This window comes from Schleiferilactobacillus harbinensis DSM 16991 (assembly GCF_000425885.1).
Classification (GTDB): Bacteria; Bacillota; Bacilli; order Lactobacillales; family Lactobacillaceae; genus Schleiferilactobacillus; species Schleiferilactobacillus harbinensis.
Genome location: NZ_AUEH01000013.1, coordinates 48363 through 65760 on the forward strand (window position 1 = coordinate 48363; position 17398 = coordinate 65760).

The following is a 17398-nucleotide window of genomic DNA, read 5'->3' on the forward strand; positions in this document are numbered from 1 at the left end:
AATAAAATGAAGAAATTTTCCCGTGCTGCCCTATCTGTTGCTGTCCTCGCTGTCACTGTGCTCTTTGCCGGCTGCGGCAGCAAGGCCGCCGCTTCCGGCGGCAGTCTGTCTGTTTCCACCTTTGGCCTGTCTACAAAACAAATGACCAGCGATATCTTCGATCCTTTCAGCAAACAGTCCGGCACCAAAGTCCAGAGCCAATTCGGCGACAGCAGCCAGCGTTTCACCCAGGTAGCCCATAATCCCAACGCCGCCGTGGATGTGATCGAGCTTTCCCAAAATAACGCTTTGTCGGGCAATAAGAAAAACCTGTTCAAGAAACTCGACTTTTCTAAAATCAAGAACTTCAACACCTTGAGCAGCGCCCAGCAGAAGCTGGCCAAAGAAACGAACAGCGTGCCGTATACCGTGAACAGCATCGGCATCATTTACGACCCCAGCAAGACTGGCAAGATCACATCCTGGGATCAGCTCTGGAGCGGCAAGCTGAAGGGCAAGATCGCGATTCCCGACATCACCACCACCTTTGGTCCGGCAATGCTTTATGTGGCAGGCGACCACGCCGGCACACCGGTGACCAAGGATAACGGCAAGGCGGCTTTCAAAGCCCTGGCCGATTTGAAGCCCAACGTCGTCAAGACGTATACCCAATCTTCCGATCTGGCTAATATGTTCAAATCCGGTGAAATCACCGCCGCTGTCGTCGGCGACTTCGCGGTGGGCATGATTCAAGCCGCCGACAGCAACGCTGTCTACACTGTACCGGCCAGCGGAACTTACGCTAACTATGATACAGCCAGCATTTTGAAGAGCAGCAAGAACACCAAGGCGGCTTATGCGTACCTGAGCTATCGGTTGAGCAAGACGGCGCAGGCGAAGGCAGCGGAACCCAAGTCCTTGAATAATGCACCGGTGAACGATACGGTTAAATTGTCTGCGGCAAATGCAAAGAATAAGACGTATGGGGCCATTGCCAAGCGGGCGAAGACGATTGATTTTGATTATGTGAACAGCCATTTGAGCGGTTGGATCAAGACGTGGAATTCGTTGATGAATAAGTAGTCGCTTGCTACGCATTGGCACTCGGTCTGTTGCTGAAAGTCGTTTTCAGCGTGATACCACTCATTAGAAAGGGTTCGAAATGACAACTGTCGATTTATTACTCACGAACGGGCACGTCTTCAGCAGCGCGCTGCATCGGTTTATTGAGACCGATGTGACGGTGCTGGACGGTAAATTTTACTGGCTGCCGGCACCGGGAACGTTTACCGGGGAGGCGAAGAAAACCATTGATCTCGCCGGGACGTATATGATCCCCGGAATGGTGGATTCGCACATGCACATTGAAAGCTCCATGACCACCCCGACCCGGTTCGGCCGGGCGGTGGCGGCGCACGGGACGACGACGGTGATCGCGGACGCCCATGAAATTACCAACGTGGCCGGTTTGAAGGGGCTGCAGGAGTTCATGGCCCAGCCCAGCGACATTGATGTGTTCTACGCCATTCCTTCTTCGGTGCCCTCCACCAAGCCAGAGCTGGAGACCACCGGCGGCATCATTGGAGTCGCTGAGACCAAGGAATTGTTGAAGGACCCGCGCATTATTTGTCTGGGCGAAGCCATGAACTTCAAAGGCATCACCTCCGAACCGGATTCGCTGATTCGCCAACTGATCGCGGAATGCCGGCGGGAACGGCCGACGATGCCCTTGGAGGGCCACTGTCCCAAGTACACCGGGGAAGACCTGGCCAAGTTTATCTACAGCGGGATCACGTCGGACCATACACAGCAGACGCCCGCGTCGATTTTGGAGAAAGTCACCAACGGCATGTTTGTTCAACTGCAGAAAAAATCCCTAACTGAAGAAAACATTGCTGCCGTCAAGGATCACCAGTTATTTGAGAATGTCGCCCTGGTCACCGACGATGTCATGGCCGACGATCTGCGCCACGGCCATCTGAACAAGATCGTCCAGCAAGCCATCAGCCTTGGGCTGGATCCGGTGGACGCCATTTACATGGCCACCTACACCCCGGCTCGGCACATGGGCTTATGGAATCGCGGCAGCATCACCCCCGGCCGGGTCGCTGACTTTATTATTCTCCGCGACCTGCAGGCCTTCGACGTGGTCGCCGTCTATAAGAACGGTCAACTGGTCGAACCGGCTGCGGACCAAAGTCCCGCTGATCCCCACGCGTTCAGTACGGATCTTCGGCATTCGGTTCAGGCGAAGCCCATTACCGCTGCCGATTTGCAATTGCGCGTACCGGATGACGTCTCAGCAGTCACCGCGAACGTCATCGAGATCGCCGCGGTGGGGACGTTCACCAAACGCGTCCCAGTTAAACTCACCGTTAAGGATCATCTGGTACAGTGGCAGGACGCCGGCTTGGCCTTGCTCATGATCCAGGAACGTTACGGTCACGGCGGCCATATTGCGTTCGGTTTGGTGAAAGGCGCGCTGAGCCGCCCCGGTGCAGTGGGGGCCACATGGGCCCACGACCACCACAATGTCATGGTCATGGGCACGACTATTGCCGATATGGTTGCTGCCCAAAACGAATTGATTGCTGAACAAGGCGGCTATGTCGTGGCGGAAGGCGGGCAGATCGTCGCCAACGCCCCGCTGCCCATTGGCGGCGTGGTCAGCGATGCCCCGATCCCGGTGCTTGGTAAACAAATTGCCGATGTCCGGCAAGCGATGCAAGATCTGGGGTACCATAACACCAACGAAATCATGTCTTTCTCCACCCTGTCACTCCTGGTGTCCCCGGCCTTCAAGATGTCGGATAAAGGATTGTTCGACGTGAAGAGTCAGGTTAAGATTCCGTTGTTTGCTGAATAAAATAGGCGCGAACGTCAGCCGTCCTCACCCTTTAATGAACAACTAATCAGTGCTGTCACCGTGGTCTTACGTCACGCTGGCAGCATTTTTCCTGTCCTCTACTTTTTCTCATCGATCAAGACTGTCCCCGCCGGCGGATTCTGATTCAGGGCGCCGACAATGGGATGGGGCAGGTAAAGCGCCTCTAAATAATCCACATCCGCAGGGGTTAAATGCACGGCCAGAGCGCCCGCCGCCTCTTCCAAATGGGCGGCCTTCGTCAACCCGACGATGGGCGCGGCGACCCCTTTGGCCCACTGCCAAGCCAATGCGATCTGGCTCATGGATACCTGATACTTGGCCGCCAATTCAGCGACCCGTTGGACAATACGATAATCCTCCGCTTCGGTCTTATCGTACTTGCCCATCGACACTTTATCCGTCCGGCTGCGCAGCGTATCAGTACGCCAACCAGTGTGGCTCAAATGTCCCGCCGCCAGTGGGCTATAGGGCATTAAGGACACATTCATCTTCGCTTAACTGACCAATTACTAACCAACACGTCTGCCAAGCATTAGCAGGCGTGTTTTGCTATACTGAAAATGTTCGTAGTTTCACTGACCCAACGAAGCAATCGATTGATAGAAAGCAGGTATCTCCATGACCCCCATCCGCGGACGGGAACTTTTGCACGAAAACAACACGAAACGCTTACTCAGCATGATTTACAGCCAACAGCCCATTTCCCGGGTGGCGATGGCCCGGGCTTTGCACCTGAACAAGTCCACCGTCTCGGCACTCTACAACGAGTTGGATGAGCAGGGGTATGTCCAGATGGTCGGTGCTGGCGATTCCACTAATGTCGGCGGCCGCAAGCCGGTCCTGATCACGATCAACGGCCGCCACGGCTATCTGCTCAGCTTCGACATCGGCTTCAACCACCTCCACATCATGGCCAATTATTTTGATGGCCGGGTCGCCTTTTTCCGCCGCATCCCCACCCGCGGGGAAACGATCCAGCAGATCATCAGCCGAATCGACACTGCAATTCACGAAGCCGCCGATACCTTGCAGACCGACCAGGGATTACTGGGGCTGTGCTTTTCGATCCACGGCATCGTGGACCAGGAAACCATTATCAATTCCCCCTTCATTGATATGGAGGACGTTGATTTAGTCCACGACTTCACTGAAAAATACCAAGTACCCGTGGTTCTGGAAAACGAGGCCAATCTGGCGGCAATCTATGAACGCGACTTCGGCCAGCACACCGACACGCAGAACATTCTGGTCGTCAGTATTCATAAAGGAATCGGGGCCGGCATCATTTTGGATAACCGCCTGTATCGCGGTACCGGCGGGATGGCCGGAGAAATTGGCCGGTCTCTCCTCTTCACAGCTAATGATCTGACCGGCCAGGCTGTGGTGGAGAAAAAAGTCGAGGACTACTGTTCCGAGGACGCAATCATTGACCAGATCAAAGCCTTAAAGCACCTGGATACCCTGGGCCGGGACGAGGTCGTGGCACTGTATCAAGCCCACGATCCGGCGACCGTGGCCACGATCCATGCTTTCACCCAGGCCATTGCCAAGATTATTTTCAACGTCGCCACCACACTGGCGCCGCAAACGGTTTGTCTGAACTCACCGCTGATTGAGGCGATTCCGGAATTGTTGACGAAGATTCAAATGGCGGCCCAGCGCCTGCAAATCAAGCAGCCCATCAGTTTGATGGAGAACACGCATTACGCCACATTGCTGGGGGCTTGCTCCCTCTTGCTGCGGCATGTCCTGGATATTGCCGACTACCAATTAACCTTGCGTCATTAATCCTATTGCCCATGTCCCCGAGGCCCTCGCCTCGGGGCTTTTTTACCGGCTGCGCGCCTGCTGGAACTTCTTCGGCGTCTGCCCGGTATACGCCTTGAACGCCTGAATAAACTGCGAATTGTCCGTAAAGCCCACCTGCTCGGCCACTTCGTACACATTCCACTCCGGGTGCGTCATCAGCAGCGATTTGGCCTTGCGCAGCCGCAGCTCTTGCAAGTATTGCAGCGGTGTCTGGTGATAGTACCGTTTGAAGATGCTGGTCAAATACTGCACCGTATAGCCGGTTTTGGCCGCCAACTGGGTGTTCGTAATTTTCTCCCCGCTATGGGCGTCCAAATATTGCAGTACCGGCGTGACGATGCCAATTTCCGCCATACCCCGGGCGCCGATTTCCACGTCCTGCCGCAGCAAGAGCAGAAAGGTGAACAGCAGCTCGGCAATCACCCGGTCCTGTACCGCGGAATTGGCCAGGGTCGCGTAATGTGCCGCCACAAAACGCGCGGTCGGCTGGCTCAGATCGGTAATGACCCGGTAATCGCCCATCCCCAGCGGCGTCACCAAATTCGCCACCAGCGCCCCGCCAAAGGTGAGATACGCGGTCTGCCAATTGCCGGAACCTCGGTAACTGTGGGGCACGCCAGGGCGAATCAAGATCCCGGCCCCCGCCGGCAGCGTATACGTCGTCCCGCCGATGGTCACAGTACCCTCGCCGCTGGCGGTTTGCAGCCAATGATAAAACGGATAGCCCTGGGGCCGGAAGATCGCCTCCTGCCGCCATTCGTAGCCGATACTTTCACAAAACAAGGGATAATCCTGATTCATATGGGTAAACACCAGGCGCATCGTCCTTGCCTCCTTTTCACTCATCTTCAAATTACCATACTTTTACCTGAATTTCTCGCTCTCATTCCAGTTTGATAGCGCTTAGAATGAAGACATCACTTAAGCAATGGAGGATTCCTAATGACCCAAACACCATTTAAACAATTCCTATTCGGCGGCGACTATAACCCCGAGCAGTGGCCCAAGGAAATCTGGGCGGAGGATATGCAGATTCTCACCGACGTGCACATGAACGAAGCGACCATCAATGTCTTCAGCTGGGCGCAGCTGCAGCCCAGTGAAGAAACCTATGATTTCAGTACGTTAGACGCCATCGTTGAGACACTGACCCGGGCCAACTTCGACATCGTGCTCGCCACGTCCACCGCCGCCCTGCCGGCTTGGCTGGTGACCCGCTATCCCAAAGTCACCCGGACCGATTATGAGGGCCGCCATGCCCGCTTTGGCGGCCGCCACAACGCCTGCCCCAGTTCACCGATTTTCCGCTTCTACGGCGCTAAATTAGCGGGCAAATTGGCGGAACGTTATGGCCATCTGAAAAACGTGGTTTGCTGGCATATTTCTAACGAATACGGCGGTTATTGCTACTGCGACAACTGCGCGGCGGCTTTCCGGGTTTGGCTGCGCCAAAAGTACGGTACCCTGGATGCCTTGAACAATGCTTGGTATACCCACTTCTGGAGCCACACCTTCTACGATTGGTCAGAAATCGTCCCGCCCAACGCGCTGAGCGACGGCATCAACCACGATCACAACGTTGTCCTTTCTGGGATGGGCATCGACTGGCGCCGATTCCAGTCAGAGGCGCTGCTGCAGAATCTGAAGGATGAAAAGGCGGCAATTCGCCAGTATGATCCAGATACGCCGATCACGACTAATATGATGGGCACCTTCAAGGACCTGGATTACTTCCAGTGGGCGAAGGAACTGGATATCGTGTCCTGGGACAGCTATCCGGCTTACAACACACCCCACAGTGAAGTCGCCATGCGCCATGATCTGATGCGCGGTCTAAAAGGCGGCCAACCGTTCATGCTCATGGAGCAAACCCCCAGCCAGCAAAATTGGCAGGCGTACAATGCGACGAAACGGCCGGGTCAGATGCGGGCGTTGAGCTTCCAAGCCATCGCCCATGGGGCCGACACGATTCAATACTTCCAGTTGCGCCAAGGCCGGGGCGGCACCGAGAAATTCCACAGTGCCGTGATTTCCCATGCTGACCACGACGAAACCCGCATCATCCGCGAGACCCGGGCCCTGGGCAGCGAACTGGCCAAGGTGGGACCGCAGTTAATGAACGGCCGGATTCAAGCCAAAGTCGGCCTGATCTTCGACTGGGACAATTATTGGTCCCTGGAATATTCATCCGGCCCCAGTGTCTCCTTGACCTACGTCGACCAGATCAAGCGGTACTATGCGGCCTTCTACCGGCAAAACACCGCCGTGGACCTGATCCCGACTAATCTCTCCGCCGACCAGCTGGCCCGTTACGATGTCGTTCTGGCCCCGGTCTTGATCATGGTCAAACCCGGCGTCAGCGACGCCATCCACCAGTATGTGGCAAATGGCGGGACCTTTGTCACCACCTACATGAGCGGCATCAACGATGAACACGATAACGTCATCATGGGCGGTTATCCCGGCCCGTTCCGGGATCTGTGCGGCCTGTGGGCGGAAGAAATCGACGCTTTACCGCCACACACGGCCGTCCCGGTACAATTCGGCGACACTAAGACCGGCGGCAGCATCGTCGCCAACGTGTCTCACCTGGAAGGGGCTGAAACGATTGCCGCTTATGGCGGTGCCGACTATTACGCCAACACCCCGGCCGTAACCGTCAACACCTACGGGACCGGCCAAGCCTACTACGTCGGGACCGTTCTGGATACCGCCGGGATGGACGTCCTCGTTGACCGCTTGATTCAAGACAAGCATCTGGATCATTTCACGACGCCGGCCGATGTGGAACTAACCACCCGCCACTATCCTGATTATGCCCTGCATTTCCTGATCAATAATGGCAATCAGACCGAAACGGTCGATACCAGCCGCTTCGCTGGGATGCTGACATTGATTGGCGATGGCCCGGTGCAGGCGACCACCGAACTCGCCCCTTATGGCCTGCTCGTGATTCAAGAAACGAAATAAATTCTGAGCCTGCCCAAAGGGGCCGCGCAAATTACTGCGCGGCCCCTTTTCTCAATTAATCATCATCATCATCGTCATCGTCCGGCTCTTCCCATTCGCCGTCGTACCCGTCGTCGTCATCGCCGAGAAAGTCGATGCCCATGGTCTGATAATAATTATCTACAGCGTCGAAGATGAAGTTCTGGGCCTTGTCATAGGCCTCATCATCGTCGTTCAAACTGATGAACAATACCTGCATGGTCGTCATCCACGCCTTGCGCCGGAAGATCGTGCGGGGGTCGGCCGGGTCGACCCGCCGTTCAACTTCCATGGTCACGTCCCGCACCAATTGCATGAAGGGCGCCGGCTTCATCACTTGCGCTTTGGCCAGGTCATTCAGAATCAAGCCCATGGACTCCGCCTCGTCGCCGAGGAACGGATCCTGCAAGTGCCAGAGGATGATCAAGAACGTATCCTTCAACTGGCCCAGCACTTTGGGCGGATAGTCCGGATGCATCACCGCCGCGTAAAGGAAGCGCAAGCCGCAGGCCAGCGCGGTCAAGTTGCCTGGAAAAGTAATTGCCAGGTGATTTTCCTGACGGACATAATCTGTTGCCCACTGAAAAAGGGTGTGGCGCTGTTTGGCGGTGAGAAAGGTGCTCATCATGTCCCCCACCAAAATGCCCGCATATACCGTGGCCGTGTCCCCCCGGGCGGCTAAACTGTGATCTTCATCGGGGAGTTTATCGATATCCAAGAACAGTTTGTTATCCTTCATTAAAGCAGCGGCGGTTGCTTTGCTCTGGGCATCTGTGAAGCCGCCGTCAGCAAACCCTTGAATCAGCGTGTTGACCGCAGTCGCCCGGTCTTCTGTCGCTCTAACGCCCAGATGACTCACGGCAAAATCAATATCCTGCTGGTCAACCCGGGGCGCCTCCGCCGGTTTCTCCGCGGCGCCTCCGCCATCGTGGCGGTTCAAGAAATTAGCCAGCGACTCGCTCTGCTCTTTCGTTAAAGACTGGCCGGAAATCAAAGCGTTCAGCGCATCCATCTGGGGCGCCAGTTCAGCCATATCGATATCCCTTTCCGGCGTCGGTGTCCGCCGAACGAACGGCTTGGTCTTGGGCAGCAAGGCGGCGGGGGCAACCGGTGCGTCTGGCGCCATGGCCGCGCTTAAAGCCTGATTAATTTGTTTGCGATCATACGGGGTATCCCGTCCGCCCCGGGTCTTAGGCATCGCTTGCCGGCCGCCATTAACAAAGGGCGGCGTCGGCCGATCTGCGATCGCGGCGGCGGATAAAACATCTTCCAGCGTGATCATCAGCCGCCAATTTTTGACATTCGGCGTTTTTAACAACAACTGGGCCTGTCGAGAATCATGAATAACCGAATAAACGGTGGTGGTATCCTCGGGATATTTGGCCGTCAGCACTTCGCTGGTCAGCCCAGTTGCAGTGGGTGCTTTGACTCGCCGGTGGAACTTAGGGGTCGCGTTCTCCGCTGGCCCAAAGGAGGTCAAATCAAAAACAGCCTGAATCACCCGGCGCAAATCGGCCAGGGTGTATGTTCCCGGAATGACCACCCGCCGCCAAATTGGCGGATGCGCGTTTTCCAACGTCATTTTAAGCTGCAAATACTCTTTGTCTATCTTCGCCATAAGCCATACCCTCCTGCGCATACGCCGCATTATTCTAACGTTCAGTGTAGCAGAGCCGCCGGGCAATGTCAGCGTCCCGCGGACTCGGTCTAGGCCAATGATGGCTTTTGACCGTTTAAGCCATCAATTACTGCCAAAACCGCATTCTCGACAGTTGGCCGCCTCGGTAGAGATGATGATCAAATGTGTATTTCGTTGTATAAACCGCATTCCCGCGTGCATTCTGACTGTATTTGACTGTTTTTGATAGATTATGCTTGCCTTTCTGAGTGGGAACGATTACACTATACAATTGAGTGAGGGAAAGGGGAACGACCGATGCTGACGAATCAACGTCACGAATTGATCTTGCAATTATTACACGAGTCCGGATTCTGCCAGCTGCAAGACCTGGTCAGACGGACCCATACCTCAGAATCCACGGTGCGCCGGGATCTGACCGAGCTGGCCCAAGTGGGCCTGCTCGAACGGATCCATGGCGGCGCGCAATTGCGCCAGCGGGCCGTGGAAGATGAGCGCATGGCCCAACGGGAACAGGCCCAGCCCACGGAGAAGCAAGCGATTGCCGATTATGTGGCTAGTGCCTACCTGCGGGACCATCAGGCGCTGTTCCTGGACGCCGGGACCACTGTCGCCATGCTCATTCCCCACCTTGCTGAACGCCAGGACTTGACGGTGTACACCAACAGTGTGCAGACCGCCAGCATGTTGGCTGATGCGGACATCGCCGCTTACATCCCCGCCGGTCAGGTCAAAGCCGAAACCAAGGCCATTGTCGGGGCCGGAGCCGCCCGCTTCTTGGGCAGTATCCACGTCGACTTTGCTTTCCTCGGGACCAACGGGATTTCGGCCAAAACCGGCCTGACCACCCCGGACCCCGAGGAAGCGACCATTAAGCAAGTGATGATCGATGCTTCCCGGCAAACCATCGTTCTGGCGGATCACACCAAGTTTACGCAGCAGGCGCTCGTCACCTTCGCCCGGATCGGCGAAGTGGATCGCATCGTTACCGATACGATCCCCGCGTCCGCCCGCCATGATTTTCGTTCATTCACCCATATTAAGGAGTTGACCCAGCATTGATTTATACGATCACGGCGAACCCTGCCATTGATTATGTCCTGCACCTGGACCAGATGACCCTTGGCGTCGTTAACCGCGTGCCCCAAGCCGACCTGCTGGCTGGCGGCAAAGGCATCAACGTATCTCAGATCCTCAACCAGCTGCAAGTCGCCAACACCGCCCTCGGTTTCGTCGGCGGCGAAGTCGGCAAGATTTTGGAGAAACAGCTGGTCGCTAAGCACATTAACGACCACTTCACCCGCATCGCCAACCAGACGCGGATCAACGTGAAGATCAAGGCCGGTGAAGAAACCGAACTGAACGCCGCGGGCCCGCACATCACGGCTGCGGAAAAGGCCAGTTTCTTCAACGAGTTGGCAGCCATTCAACAAGGCGATGTCGTTATCATCTCCGGCAGCCTGCCGGCCAGTCTCGACAAAGATTTCTACAATGAAATCATCGCCCGCGTGCAGCAAGTCGGGGCCGACTTTGCCATCGACACTACCGGCGAACAGTTGCAGGAAAGTTTACCGAAGCATCCTTTAGTCGTTAAGCCGAACCACCATGAATTGGCGGACCTGTTTCACACCACGTTCAAGAGTGATGCCGACTTAATTGCCCACGGTCAGGAGCTGCTGGCCCAGGGTGCCCAACATGTGCTGGTGTCCATGGCCGGCGCAGGGGCTTACTTAATTACCACGGACCATGTGTATCATTCTGCCGCTCCCAAGGGTGTGGTCAAGAACTCCGTCGGCGCCGGCGATTCCATGCTGGCCGGTTTCGTCGGTACGTACACCCAGCACCACGACCCGGTGGAAGCCTTCCGTTACGGCTTGGCTTGCGGCAGTGCGACCGCCTTCTCCGAAGACATCGCCGTTCGCTCCGCCATTGACGCATTATTACCGACAATTCAGATCACAACGATCAATTAAAGATAGGAAGTGTCATTTTGAAAATTCAAGATTTATTGATCAAAGATGCGATGATCATGGACCTCAAGGCCACGACAAAAGAGGCCGCCATTGACGAAATGATCGACCGTTACGCTCAAGTCGGCGTGATTACCGACAAGGCCGATTACAAGACCCACATTATGCAGCGGGAAGCAGAATCCACCACGGGGATCGGCGACGGTATTGCCATGCCCCACGCTAAGACTGATTCTGTGAAGAAAGCCGCCGTCCTGTTCGCCAAGAGCAACGCTGGTGTTGATTTCAACGCCCTGGATGGCCAACCCGTGCACCTGTTCTTCATGATTGCCGCCCCGGCCGGCGCCAACAATGAACATTTACAGGCCCTGGCTGCTTTGTCCTCCCTGCTGATCAATCCCGCGCTGGTCGCTTCCTTGAAGAAAGCCGACACCCCGGACCAAGTGATCAGTCTGTTCAATGACGCCGAAGCAAAGAAAGAAGCTGAAGACGCCAAGGACGAACAAGAAGCAGCTGCAACCCAAGCCGCTGTCGGCACAGCTGATGCCGCCAAGTCTGCTGAACCGGCCGCCGATATTAAGAAGCCCTACGTGGTCGCAGTCACGGCGTGTCCCACTGGGATCGCCCATACTTATATGGCCGAAGCAGCCTTGAAGCAGGAAGCCAAGAAGATGGGCGTCGACATCAAAGTCGAGACCAACGGTTCCGAAGGTATCAAGCACCGTTTGACGGCCAGCGACATCGATCGGGCTGTCGGCGTTATCGTCGCAGCAGATAAGAAAGTCGCCATGGATCGTTTCTCCGGCAAGCACTTGATCAACCGCCCGGTTATTGACGGTATCAACAAGCCCCATCAATTGATCGAAGATACGTTGGCTGAACGCGGGCCGATCTTCCATGCTTCTGGTGATGACAGCGCTGCAGATGCTGGCACAGACGACGAAGACAAGCAGTCCTTGGGCCGCCAGATCTACGCCAGCCTGATGAACGGTATCAGCAACATGTTACCCTTCGTTGTGGGCGGCGGGATCATCATGGCGCTGTCGTTCCTGCTGGAACGTTTGCCCGGGGTTGGTGCTAATTCCATCGTTTTCACCTTCACCAACAGTTTAGGAAACGCTGCCTTCAACTTCTTGGTACCCGTATTGGCCGCTTATATTGCCGAAGCAATCGGCGATCGGCCCGCTCTGCTGCCTGGGTTCGTTGCCGGGTGGATGGCCAATAACACTGGTTTCTCCATCATTGCTTCTAAGAACGGGGTAGCCGGGTTCCTAGGCGGTCTGGTCGGCGGGTTCCTCGCCGGACTGACTATCCTGGTCTTGAAGCGCTGGTTCAAGAATTTGCCTAAGGCTTTGGACGGTTTGAAGCCAGTCTTCATTTTCCCGATTTTGAGCTTACTGGCCATTGGGCTGATGATGTACTTCATCATTAACCCGGTATTCACCGCTTTGAACTTGGCCTTGATCGGCTTCCTGGAAAGTATGGGCACCACCAACACGATTCTGGTTGGTACGATTCTCGGCGGGATGATGGCTATCGATATGGGCGGCCCCTTCAACAAGGCCGCATACGTCTTCTCCATCGGCGTCTTCATGTCCTCCAAGCAGACTGACGGCCGCTGGATGGCTGCCGTGATGGCCGGTGGGATGGTCCCGCCGTTGGCGATTGCCTTAGCCACCACGATTTGGCCGAAGAAGTGGACCCCCGCCGAACGGACTTCTGGTCTGTCCGACTACCTGCTGGGTCTGTCTTTCATCACCGAAGGCGCGATTCCCTTCGCTGCCGCTGATCCGCTGCGGATCATTACCTCCAGCATTATCGGCGCCGCCATTGCCGGCGGTCTGACCCAAGCCATGGGCGTCAACGTACCAGCACCCCATGGTGGGATCTTCGCCTCGTTGTTGGCCAATAAGCCGTTGCAATTCTTGCTGGCCGTGGTTATCGGATCCGTCATTAGCGGCGTGATTCTCGGGTTGTGGAAGAAGAACCGGCCGGATAATGGTCTGGATGAAGTCAAAGCATAATTTCTGAATTGATTTGAGAAAGTCGTCAGCCTGCGGGTTGGCGGCTTTTTCGTGCCCCAGAATGCTGGCTGCACCAAATAAAAATGGAAGATAAAGTACGTGAATAATCGCGCTTCCGGCGTTAAACTATAGCCAGTTAAGAAACAATTGGTATGGCGAGGTCTCAACAAGCCGTTTTTCAACGGAGCAAAAGAGGCGTACTTCAATGTTGCAGGAAAAAAGCAAGGATTACGCAAAGGCCCATCCGGTACTGGCCAAGTGGTTCGTCCAAATAGCGTTGGGCATGGTACTGCTGCCCTTTGTGCTGGTTATTCTCTGGCTCGCCCCCTTGGCGTTGGATAAGTCCACCGCAATAACGGTAACCGGCTTAACCATCGTGGTGTTCGCCAATGTCATCTGGTTTGGGGCGGTCTACTTGACCAAGCACGGGCTCCGGTTTCGCAGGTAAGTGAAGATTCGTTAGCTCCGGCACAATGGCCGGGGCTTTTTTAATCCCACCAGTAAGCACCGGCGACCCTCTTTTTCGTTATTCGGCGTAAACTCTGCTTAACAGAAAAAGGGGTTGAGTACGATGGCGGCTGTGCCGAGTAAGAAGAAGCAGTACCAAATTATCGGTGTATTGGGGTTATTCTCGCTATTAACGGCGCTGGCGGGTTCGAGTACGAATCTGGCCCTGCCGCGGATCGCAATTGATCTGCACGTGGCCAGCAGTACGGCCACGTGGATCGTGCAGGTGGCGCTGATCACCACAACGATTTTGCTGGTGATGTTCGGTCATTTGGGCGATCTATTGTCGAAAAACTTGGTGTTCACCGCCGGCGGGTTATTATTCACTTTTGGTTCGCTGCTCACCGGCGTGGCCTTTGATATCGTCACAATGCTGGTGGGCCGGTTTATTCAGGCCATTGGCGCAGCGATGGTCATGGCGAACAGTATGGGCATCGTCACCGAGAACTTCAGTGATCAAAACCGGGCGGAGGCCCTGGCCGCGATTGCCATGTTTGTCTCGGTGGGGTCCATTTCTGGGCCGGCCCTGGGCGGGTTGATCATGTCCTTTACCAGCTGGCGCTGGATCTTTCTATTGAATGTCCCGCTGGGGATCATCGGCGCGGTCATTGGTTATCGGGTATTACCGTTACCGCACTGGCATTGGCAGGATATCCGCACCGCCACTGCGGGGGCGAACTGGACCGGCCAGAATCTCTTTACGCTGGGCATTATCCTATTCTTTCTGAGCGGCTCGATTTTCCAGAACGGCTTAAGCCGCTGGCCCCTGGGATTGGGGCTCTTGGTGGTCGGGACGGCACTGACGGCGTGGGCGTTTGTACAGGATGACCGGGCCAAGAAGCCCTGGCTGGCACCAAGCCTGGCGCGCAACCACAATTTTATTGTATCCGTCGTCCTGCTCGGTTTGGCCATGCTGGTCAATGCTGTATCGAATATTCTGTTGCCGTTTTACCTGCAAAGCTTCGGCGGGATGAGCCCCTTGGGCAGCGGCTTGATTATGGTTTTACAGGACGCTACGATGCTCTTGATCACCCCGCTGGTGGGCTGGCTCGCTGACCATTGGGATCGGACGAAGCTGACCATGGTCGGCCTGGCCGTGCTGGTGGTTTCCCAACTGGGCTATATCACCTTCCCCGCCACCATCACTTTATGGCGGATCATTCCGCCCATCGTCCTGAACGGGATCGGTATGGGCTTGTTCTTGACGCCGAATAACGCCATCACCATGGGGGTCGTGGCGCCGGAATTGACCGGGGTGGCGGGGTCCTTTAATTCCTTTTCCCGCACCCTGGGGATGACCATGGGCATCTCACTGGGATCCGCCCTGCTCTTCTTGCAGCTGCCGGGTGTGCGCCAGATCACCCCGGCCCTAGGCGCCCATTTTATGCATGCTTTCGCCGTGGTGTTCTGGATCGCCACTGCGATTTCGTTCATTGCTCTGATTGTCGTGGCTTGGCGCGCTTGGCGAACACCGAAGCAAAGTACAAACTAATTCTGCTGTTATCTTGCTATTATTTTCCTCTCCGCGTATCATTCTAACCATACCGAAGTATGTACTCGGGGAGGAATTCTTCATGCACTCATTCAATTACATGCGCCGCCAACCGCTGCGCTTACTGTTTTACCTGATCATTGTTCCCATCGCCGCCCTCTCGGAAGTGGGCCTATCCTGGGTCTTGCAGGTGATCACGGACGTGGTTACCGGCAAGCAGCATTTTGACTATGCCTGGCTGTGTGCCGGCATTCTCCTATACATTATTGCCCGGGCTCTGCTCAGCTTTGCCCAGAGTTTCCAGCGTTCCCGCCTGCTGGCCAACGGTAGCCGCATGCTGCGCAATGACCTCTACTCAGCCACCCTGGCCCGTTCGCTCAATCAATTCAGCCGCCATGACCATGGCTTCTTTCTAGCCAAGTTCAACAAAGAAGTCGAAGTCATTGAAGATACCTATTACGGTACAGCGCTGCGCGGGTATTATCTGATCTGGCAGCTGGTCTTCGCCCTGGCCGGCACGATTCTCATTAAGCCCCTGGTAACGGTGGCCATTATCTTGTTATGTATCCCGTCCATGCTCGTACCCATGTTTTCCCAGAAGAAAACCGGCCCGGCCCAAACCGCCGTCGTGGACGCTTCCACCGGGTACAACAACCGGGTGGAAGATTTCATCAACGGTTTTGGTACTGTGAAGTTCAACGCTGCCGGCAGCCGGTTTGGCAATCTCTTCACTAATGCCACCGCTTGGTTGGCGAAGAAAGAAATCCACAATCAATTCGTGATCAAAGTGATCAGCGAACTCCTTAACTTCTTCGACAACATCCAGTACATCGGCACTTGGCTGCTGGGCGGCTACCTGGTCCTTCGGGGCAGCATTACCCTGGGCGAACTCGTCGCTTTCTCCCAATTGATGGTCTTCATTTCCTACCCGCTGTTTTCTGCCGCCGACATGTTGTCGCAATTTTACGGCGGCCGAGCGGTGGTGAAAAACGTGACCCAATATCTGCAGGACGCGGCGCCGGAAACGCCTAAGGCCCACCTACCCCAGCAGATTCAGGCGATTGACTACCACAAGGTCGGGCTGACCGTTGATGACCAGCCATTACTGCAAGGCGTGGGCCTGCACTTGGCCACGGATCGAAAATACTTGATCGTCGGCCAAAGCGGCAGCGGCAAGAGTACCTTGATGCGCCAGCTCTTTGGTTATTATCAAGGTTACACCGGCACGATCACCATTGATGGTATTGATCTGCGGGATGTCAGCTTCAGCGACATCACCAGTCATCTGACTTATGTGGATCAATCCACCTACTTGTTCAACGCGACTTTGGCCGACAACGTCACGGTGTTCCACGACATCCCGGCGGACAAGATCCGCCAGGCCGTGGCCCAATCCGGGTTGCAAGACTTATTAGCCAACAATCCCGACGCCTTGCAGCGGATGCTCAGCGACAAGTCAACCGCGATCTCCGGCGGTGAACGGCAGCGGCTGGCGCTGGCGCGGAACCGGTTGAAGGGGCCCATTTTCACCATCTATGACGAGTTGACCAGCGGCCTGGACCCGCGGATCGCCACTCAGATTGAAGACGACCTGTTTGCTTCGGAGCAAGGCCTCGTGCTGATCACCCACCGTTACAATCCGACAATTTTTGCCAAAGCGGATGACATTATCGTCGTTAACCAAGGACGGATCGTGACAGTTGGACAGGATGATAGTGTGGATGTCCAGCATGCGCTGCAGCAGCTTGGGTTTTTATAAACTAAACACTGCTTAATTGTCTTTAAAAAAAACACAGTTTCCTTACCACAGGGGTACACTCCCTTCAGGGTGGACAGACCAAATAATCAAAGGTCTGTTCTCCCAGAAGGGAGTTTTTTTATGCGGCGGAAGGGAATCCGTTACTCTTTGGAAGACAAGATTGAGTTCGTTAATCGAGTACTGTCTGGCCAGTCACTCATGGATGTTCAGCGATCCGGAGGGCCGCGCAAGGAAGCATTGAGTCAATGGGTACAGAAGTATAAACAATGGGGAGCAGCCGGACTCGTCCCTAAGGAACGAGCACCGCGACGCCAACAGCGTAAGCGCACGACGTATTCCAGCGA

The 17398-nt window shown here is 55.5% G+C and carries 13 protein-coding genes and 1 pseudogene; 11 read left to right on the forward strand and 3 right to left on the reverse strand.

From position 1 onward, the window contains the following. Window positions 1-6: 6 nt before the first annotated feature. Window positions 7-1062, forward strand: coding sequence for an ABC transporter substrate-binding protein (locus H627_RS0105635; protein WP_027828148.1), 1056 nt, complete (start codon window positions 7-9; stop codon window positions 1060-1062). Window positions 1063-1141: 79 nt separating this feature from the next. Then, window positions 1142-2845, forward strand: a complete 1704-nt coding sequence (locus H627_RS0105640; protein ID WP_027828149.1) for an adenine deaminase C-terminal domain-containing protein — start codon at window positions 1142-1144, stop codon at window positions 2843-2845. Window positions 2846-2943: 98 nt separating this feature from the next. Here H627_RS0105640 and H627_RS17185 read toward each other — a convergent pair. Continuing rightward, window positions 2944-3357, reverse strand: a pseudogene (locus H627_RS17185) (aldo/keto reductase); the annotation flags it as partial. Between the two features lie 127 nt (window positions 3358-3484). Here H627_RS17185 and H627_RS0105650 point away from each other — a divergent pair. Further along, window positions 3485-4654 carry an ROK family protein gene (locus H627_RS0105650; protein ID WP_027828150.1) on the forward strand — a complete coding sequence of 390 codons (1170 nt, stop codon included), beginning with the start codon at window positions 3485-3487 and terminating at the stop codon, window positions 4652-4654. 42 nt (window positions 4655-4696) lie between these two features. On the opposite strand, the gene H627_RS0105655 is transcribed toward H627_RS0105650, so the two are convergent. Beyond that, on the reverse strand, window positions 4697-5497 hold the full coding sequence (locus tag H627_RS0105655; protein WP_027828151.1) for an AraC family transcriptional regulator: 801 nt from the start codon (window positions 5495-5497) through the stop codon (window positions 4697-4699). A 120-nt stretch (window positions 5498-5617) separates the two neighbouring features. Between H627_RS0105655 and H627_RS0105660 the strand changes: the two genes are divergently transcribed. Further along, window positions 5618-7645 (forward strand): beta-galactosidase, encoded by a 2028-nt coding sequence (locus tag H627_RS0105660; RefSeq protein WP_027828152.1) that lies wholly within the window; start codon window positions 5618-5620, stop codon window positions 7643-7645. A gap of 55 nt (window positions 7646-7700) precedes the next feature. Here the strand turns inward: H627_RS0105660 and H627_RS0105665 are convergent, their stop codons facing one another. Beyond that, entirely contained in the window at window positions 7701-9281 is a 1581-nt protein-coding gene (locus H627_RS0105665) for an IS1096 element passenger TnpR family protein (protein WP_027828153.1), read from the reverse strand. Window positions 9282-9599: 318 nt separating this feature from the next. Here H627_RS0105665 and H627_RS0105670 point away from each other — a divergent pair, with 318 nt between their 5' ends. The 7 genes from H627_RS0105670 to H627_RS20460 form a co-directional block, all read left to right on the forward strand. Continuing rightward, window positions 9600-10364, forward strand: a complete 765-nt coding sequence (locus tag H627_RS0105670) for a DeoR/GlpR family DNA-binding transcription regulator (RefSeq protein WP_027828154.1) — start codon at window positions 9600-9602, stop codon at window positions 10362-10364. Then, entirely contained in the window at window positions 10361-11275 is a 915-nt protein-coding gene (gene pfkB / locus H627_RS0105675; protein ID WP_027828155.1) for a 1-phosphofructokinase, read from the forward strand. The genes H627_RS0105670 and pfkB overlap by 4 nt, the downstream gene beginning before the upstream one ends. A gap of 17 nt (window positions 11276-11292) precedes the next feature. Further along, on the forward strand, window positions 11293-13296 hold the full coding sequence (locus H627_RS0105680; RefSeq protein WP_027828156.1) for a PTS fructose transporter subunit IIABC: 2004 nt from the start codon (window positions 11293-11295) through the stop codon (window positions 13294-13296). A gap of 205 nt (window positions 13297-13501) precedes the next feature. Then, window positions 13502-13744: a hypothetical protein gene (locus H627_RS0105685; RefSeq protein WP_027828157.1), complete on the forward strand. Its 243-nt coding sequence runs from the start codon at window positions 13502-13504 to the stop codon at window positions 13742-13744. Between the two features lie 123 nt (window positions 13745-13867). Then, a complete protein-coding gene (locus H627_RS0105690; RefSeq protein WP_027828158.1) occupies window positions 13868-15295 on the forward strand; it encodes an MFS transporter in 1428 nt (475 codons plus the stop codon). Window positions 15296-15377: 82 nt separating this feature from the next. Beyond that, window positions 15378-17054 carry an ABC transporter ATP-binding protein gene (locus tag H627_RS0105695; protein ID WP_027828159.1) on the forward strand — a complete coding sequence of 559 codons (1677 nt, stop codon included), beginning with the start codon at window positions 15378-15380 and terminating at the stop codon, window positions 17052-17054. 120 nt (window positions 17055-17174) lie between these two features. Further along, window positions 17175-17398 (forward strand): helix-turn-helix domain-containing protein (locus tag H627_RS20460; protein ID WP_027828160.1); only part of this gene is annotated, 224 nt, incomplete at its 3' end.

Coding starts and splice junctions, on each gene's coding strand:
- H627_RS0105635 (WP_027828148.1), top strand. CDS start 7: ATGAAGAAATTTTCCCGTGCTGCCCTATCTGTTGCTGTCCTCGCTGTC.
- H627_RS0105640 (WP_027828149.1), top strand. CDS start 1,142: ATGACAACTGTCGATTTATTACTCACGAACGGGCACGTCTTCAGCAGC.
- H627_RS0105650 (WP_027828150.1), top strand. CDS start 3,485: ATGACCCCCATCCGCGGACGGGAACTTTTGCACGAAAACAACACGAAA.
- H627_RS0105655 (WP_027828151.1), bottom strand. CDS start 5,497: ATGCGCCTGGTGTTTACCCATATGAATCAGGATTATCCCTTGTTTTGT.
- H627_RS0105660 (WP_027828152.1), top strand. CDS start 5,618: ATGACCCAAACACCATTTAAACAATTCCTATTCGGCGGCGACTATAAC.
- H627_RS0105665 (WP_027828153.1), bottom strand. CDS start 9,281: ATGGCGAAGATAGACAAAGAGTATTTGCAGCTTAAAATGACGTTGGAA.
- H627_RS0105670 (WP_027828154.1), top strand. CDS start 9,600: ATGCTGACGAATCAACGTCACGAATTGATCTTGCAATTATTACACGAG.
- H627_RS0105685 (WP_027828157.1), top strand. CDS start 13,502: ATGTTGCAGGAAAAAAGCAAGGATTACGCAAAGGCCCATCCGGTACTG.
- H627_RS0105690 (WP_027828158.1), top strand. CDS start 13,868: ATGGCGGCTGTGCCGAGTAAGAAGAAGCAGTACCAAATTATCGGTGTA.
- H627_RS0105695 (WP_027828159.1), top strand. CDS start 15,378: ATGCACTCATTCAATTACATGCGCCGCCAACCGCTGCGCTTACTGTTT.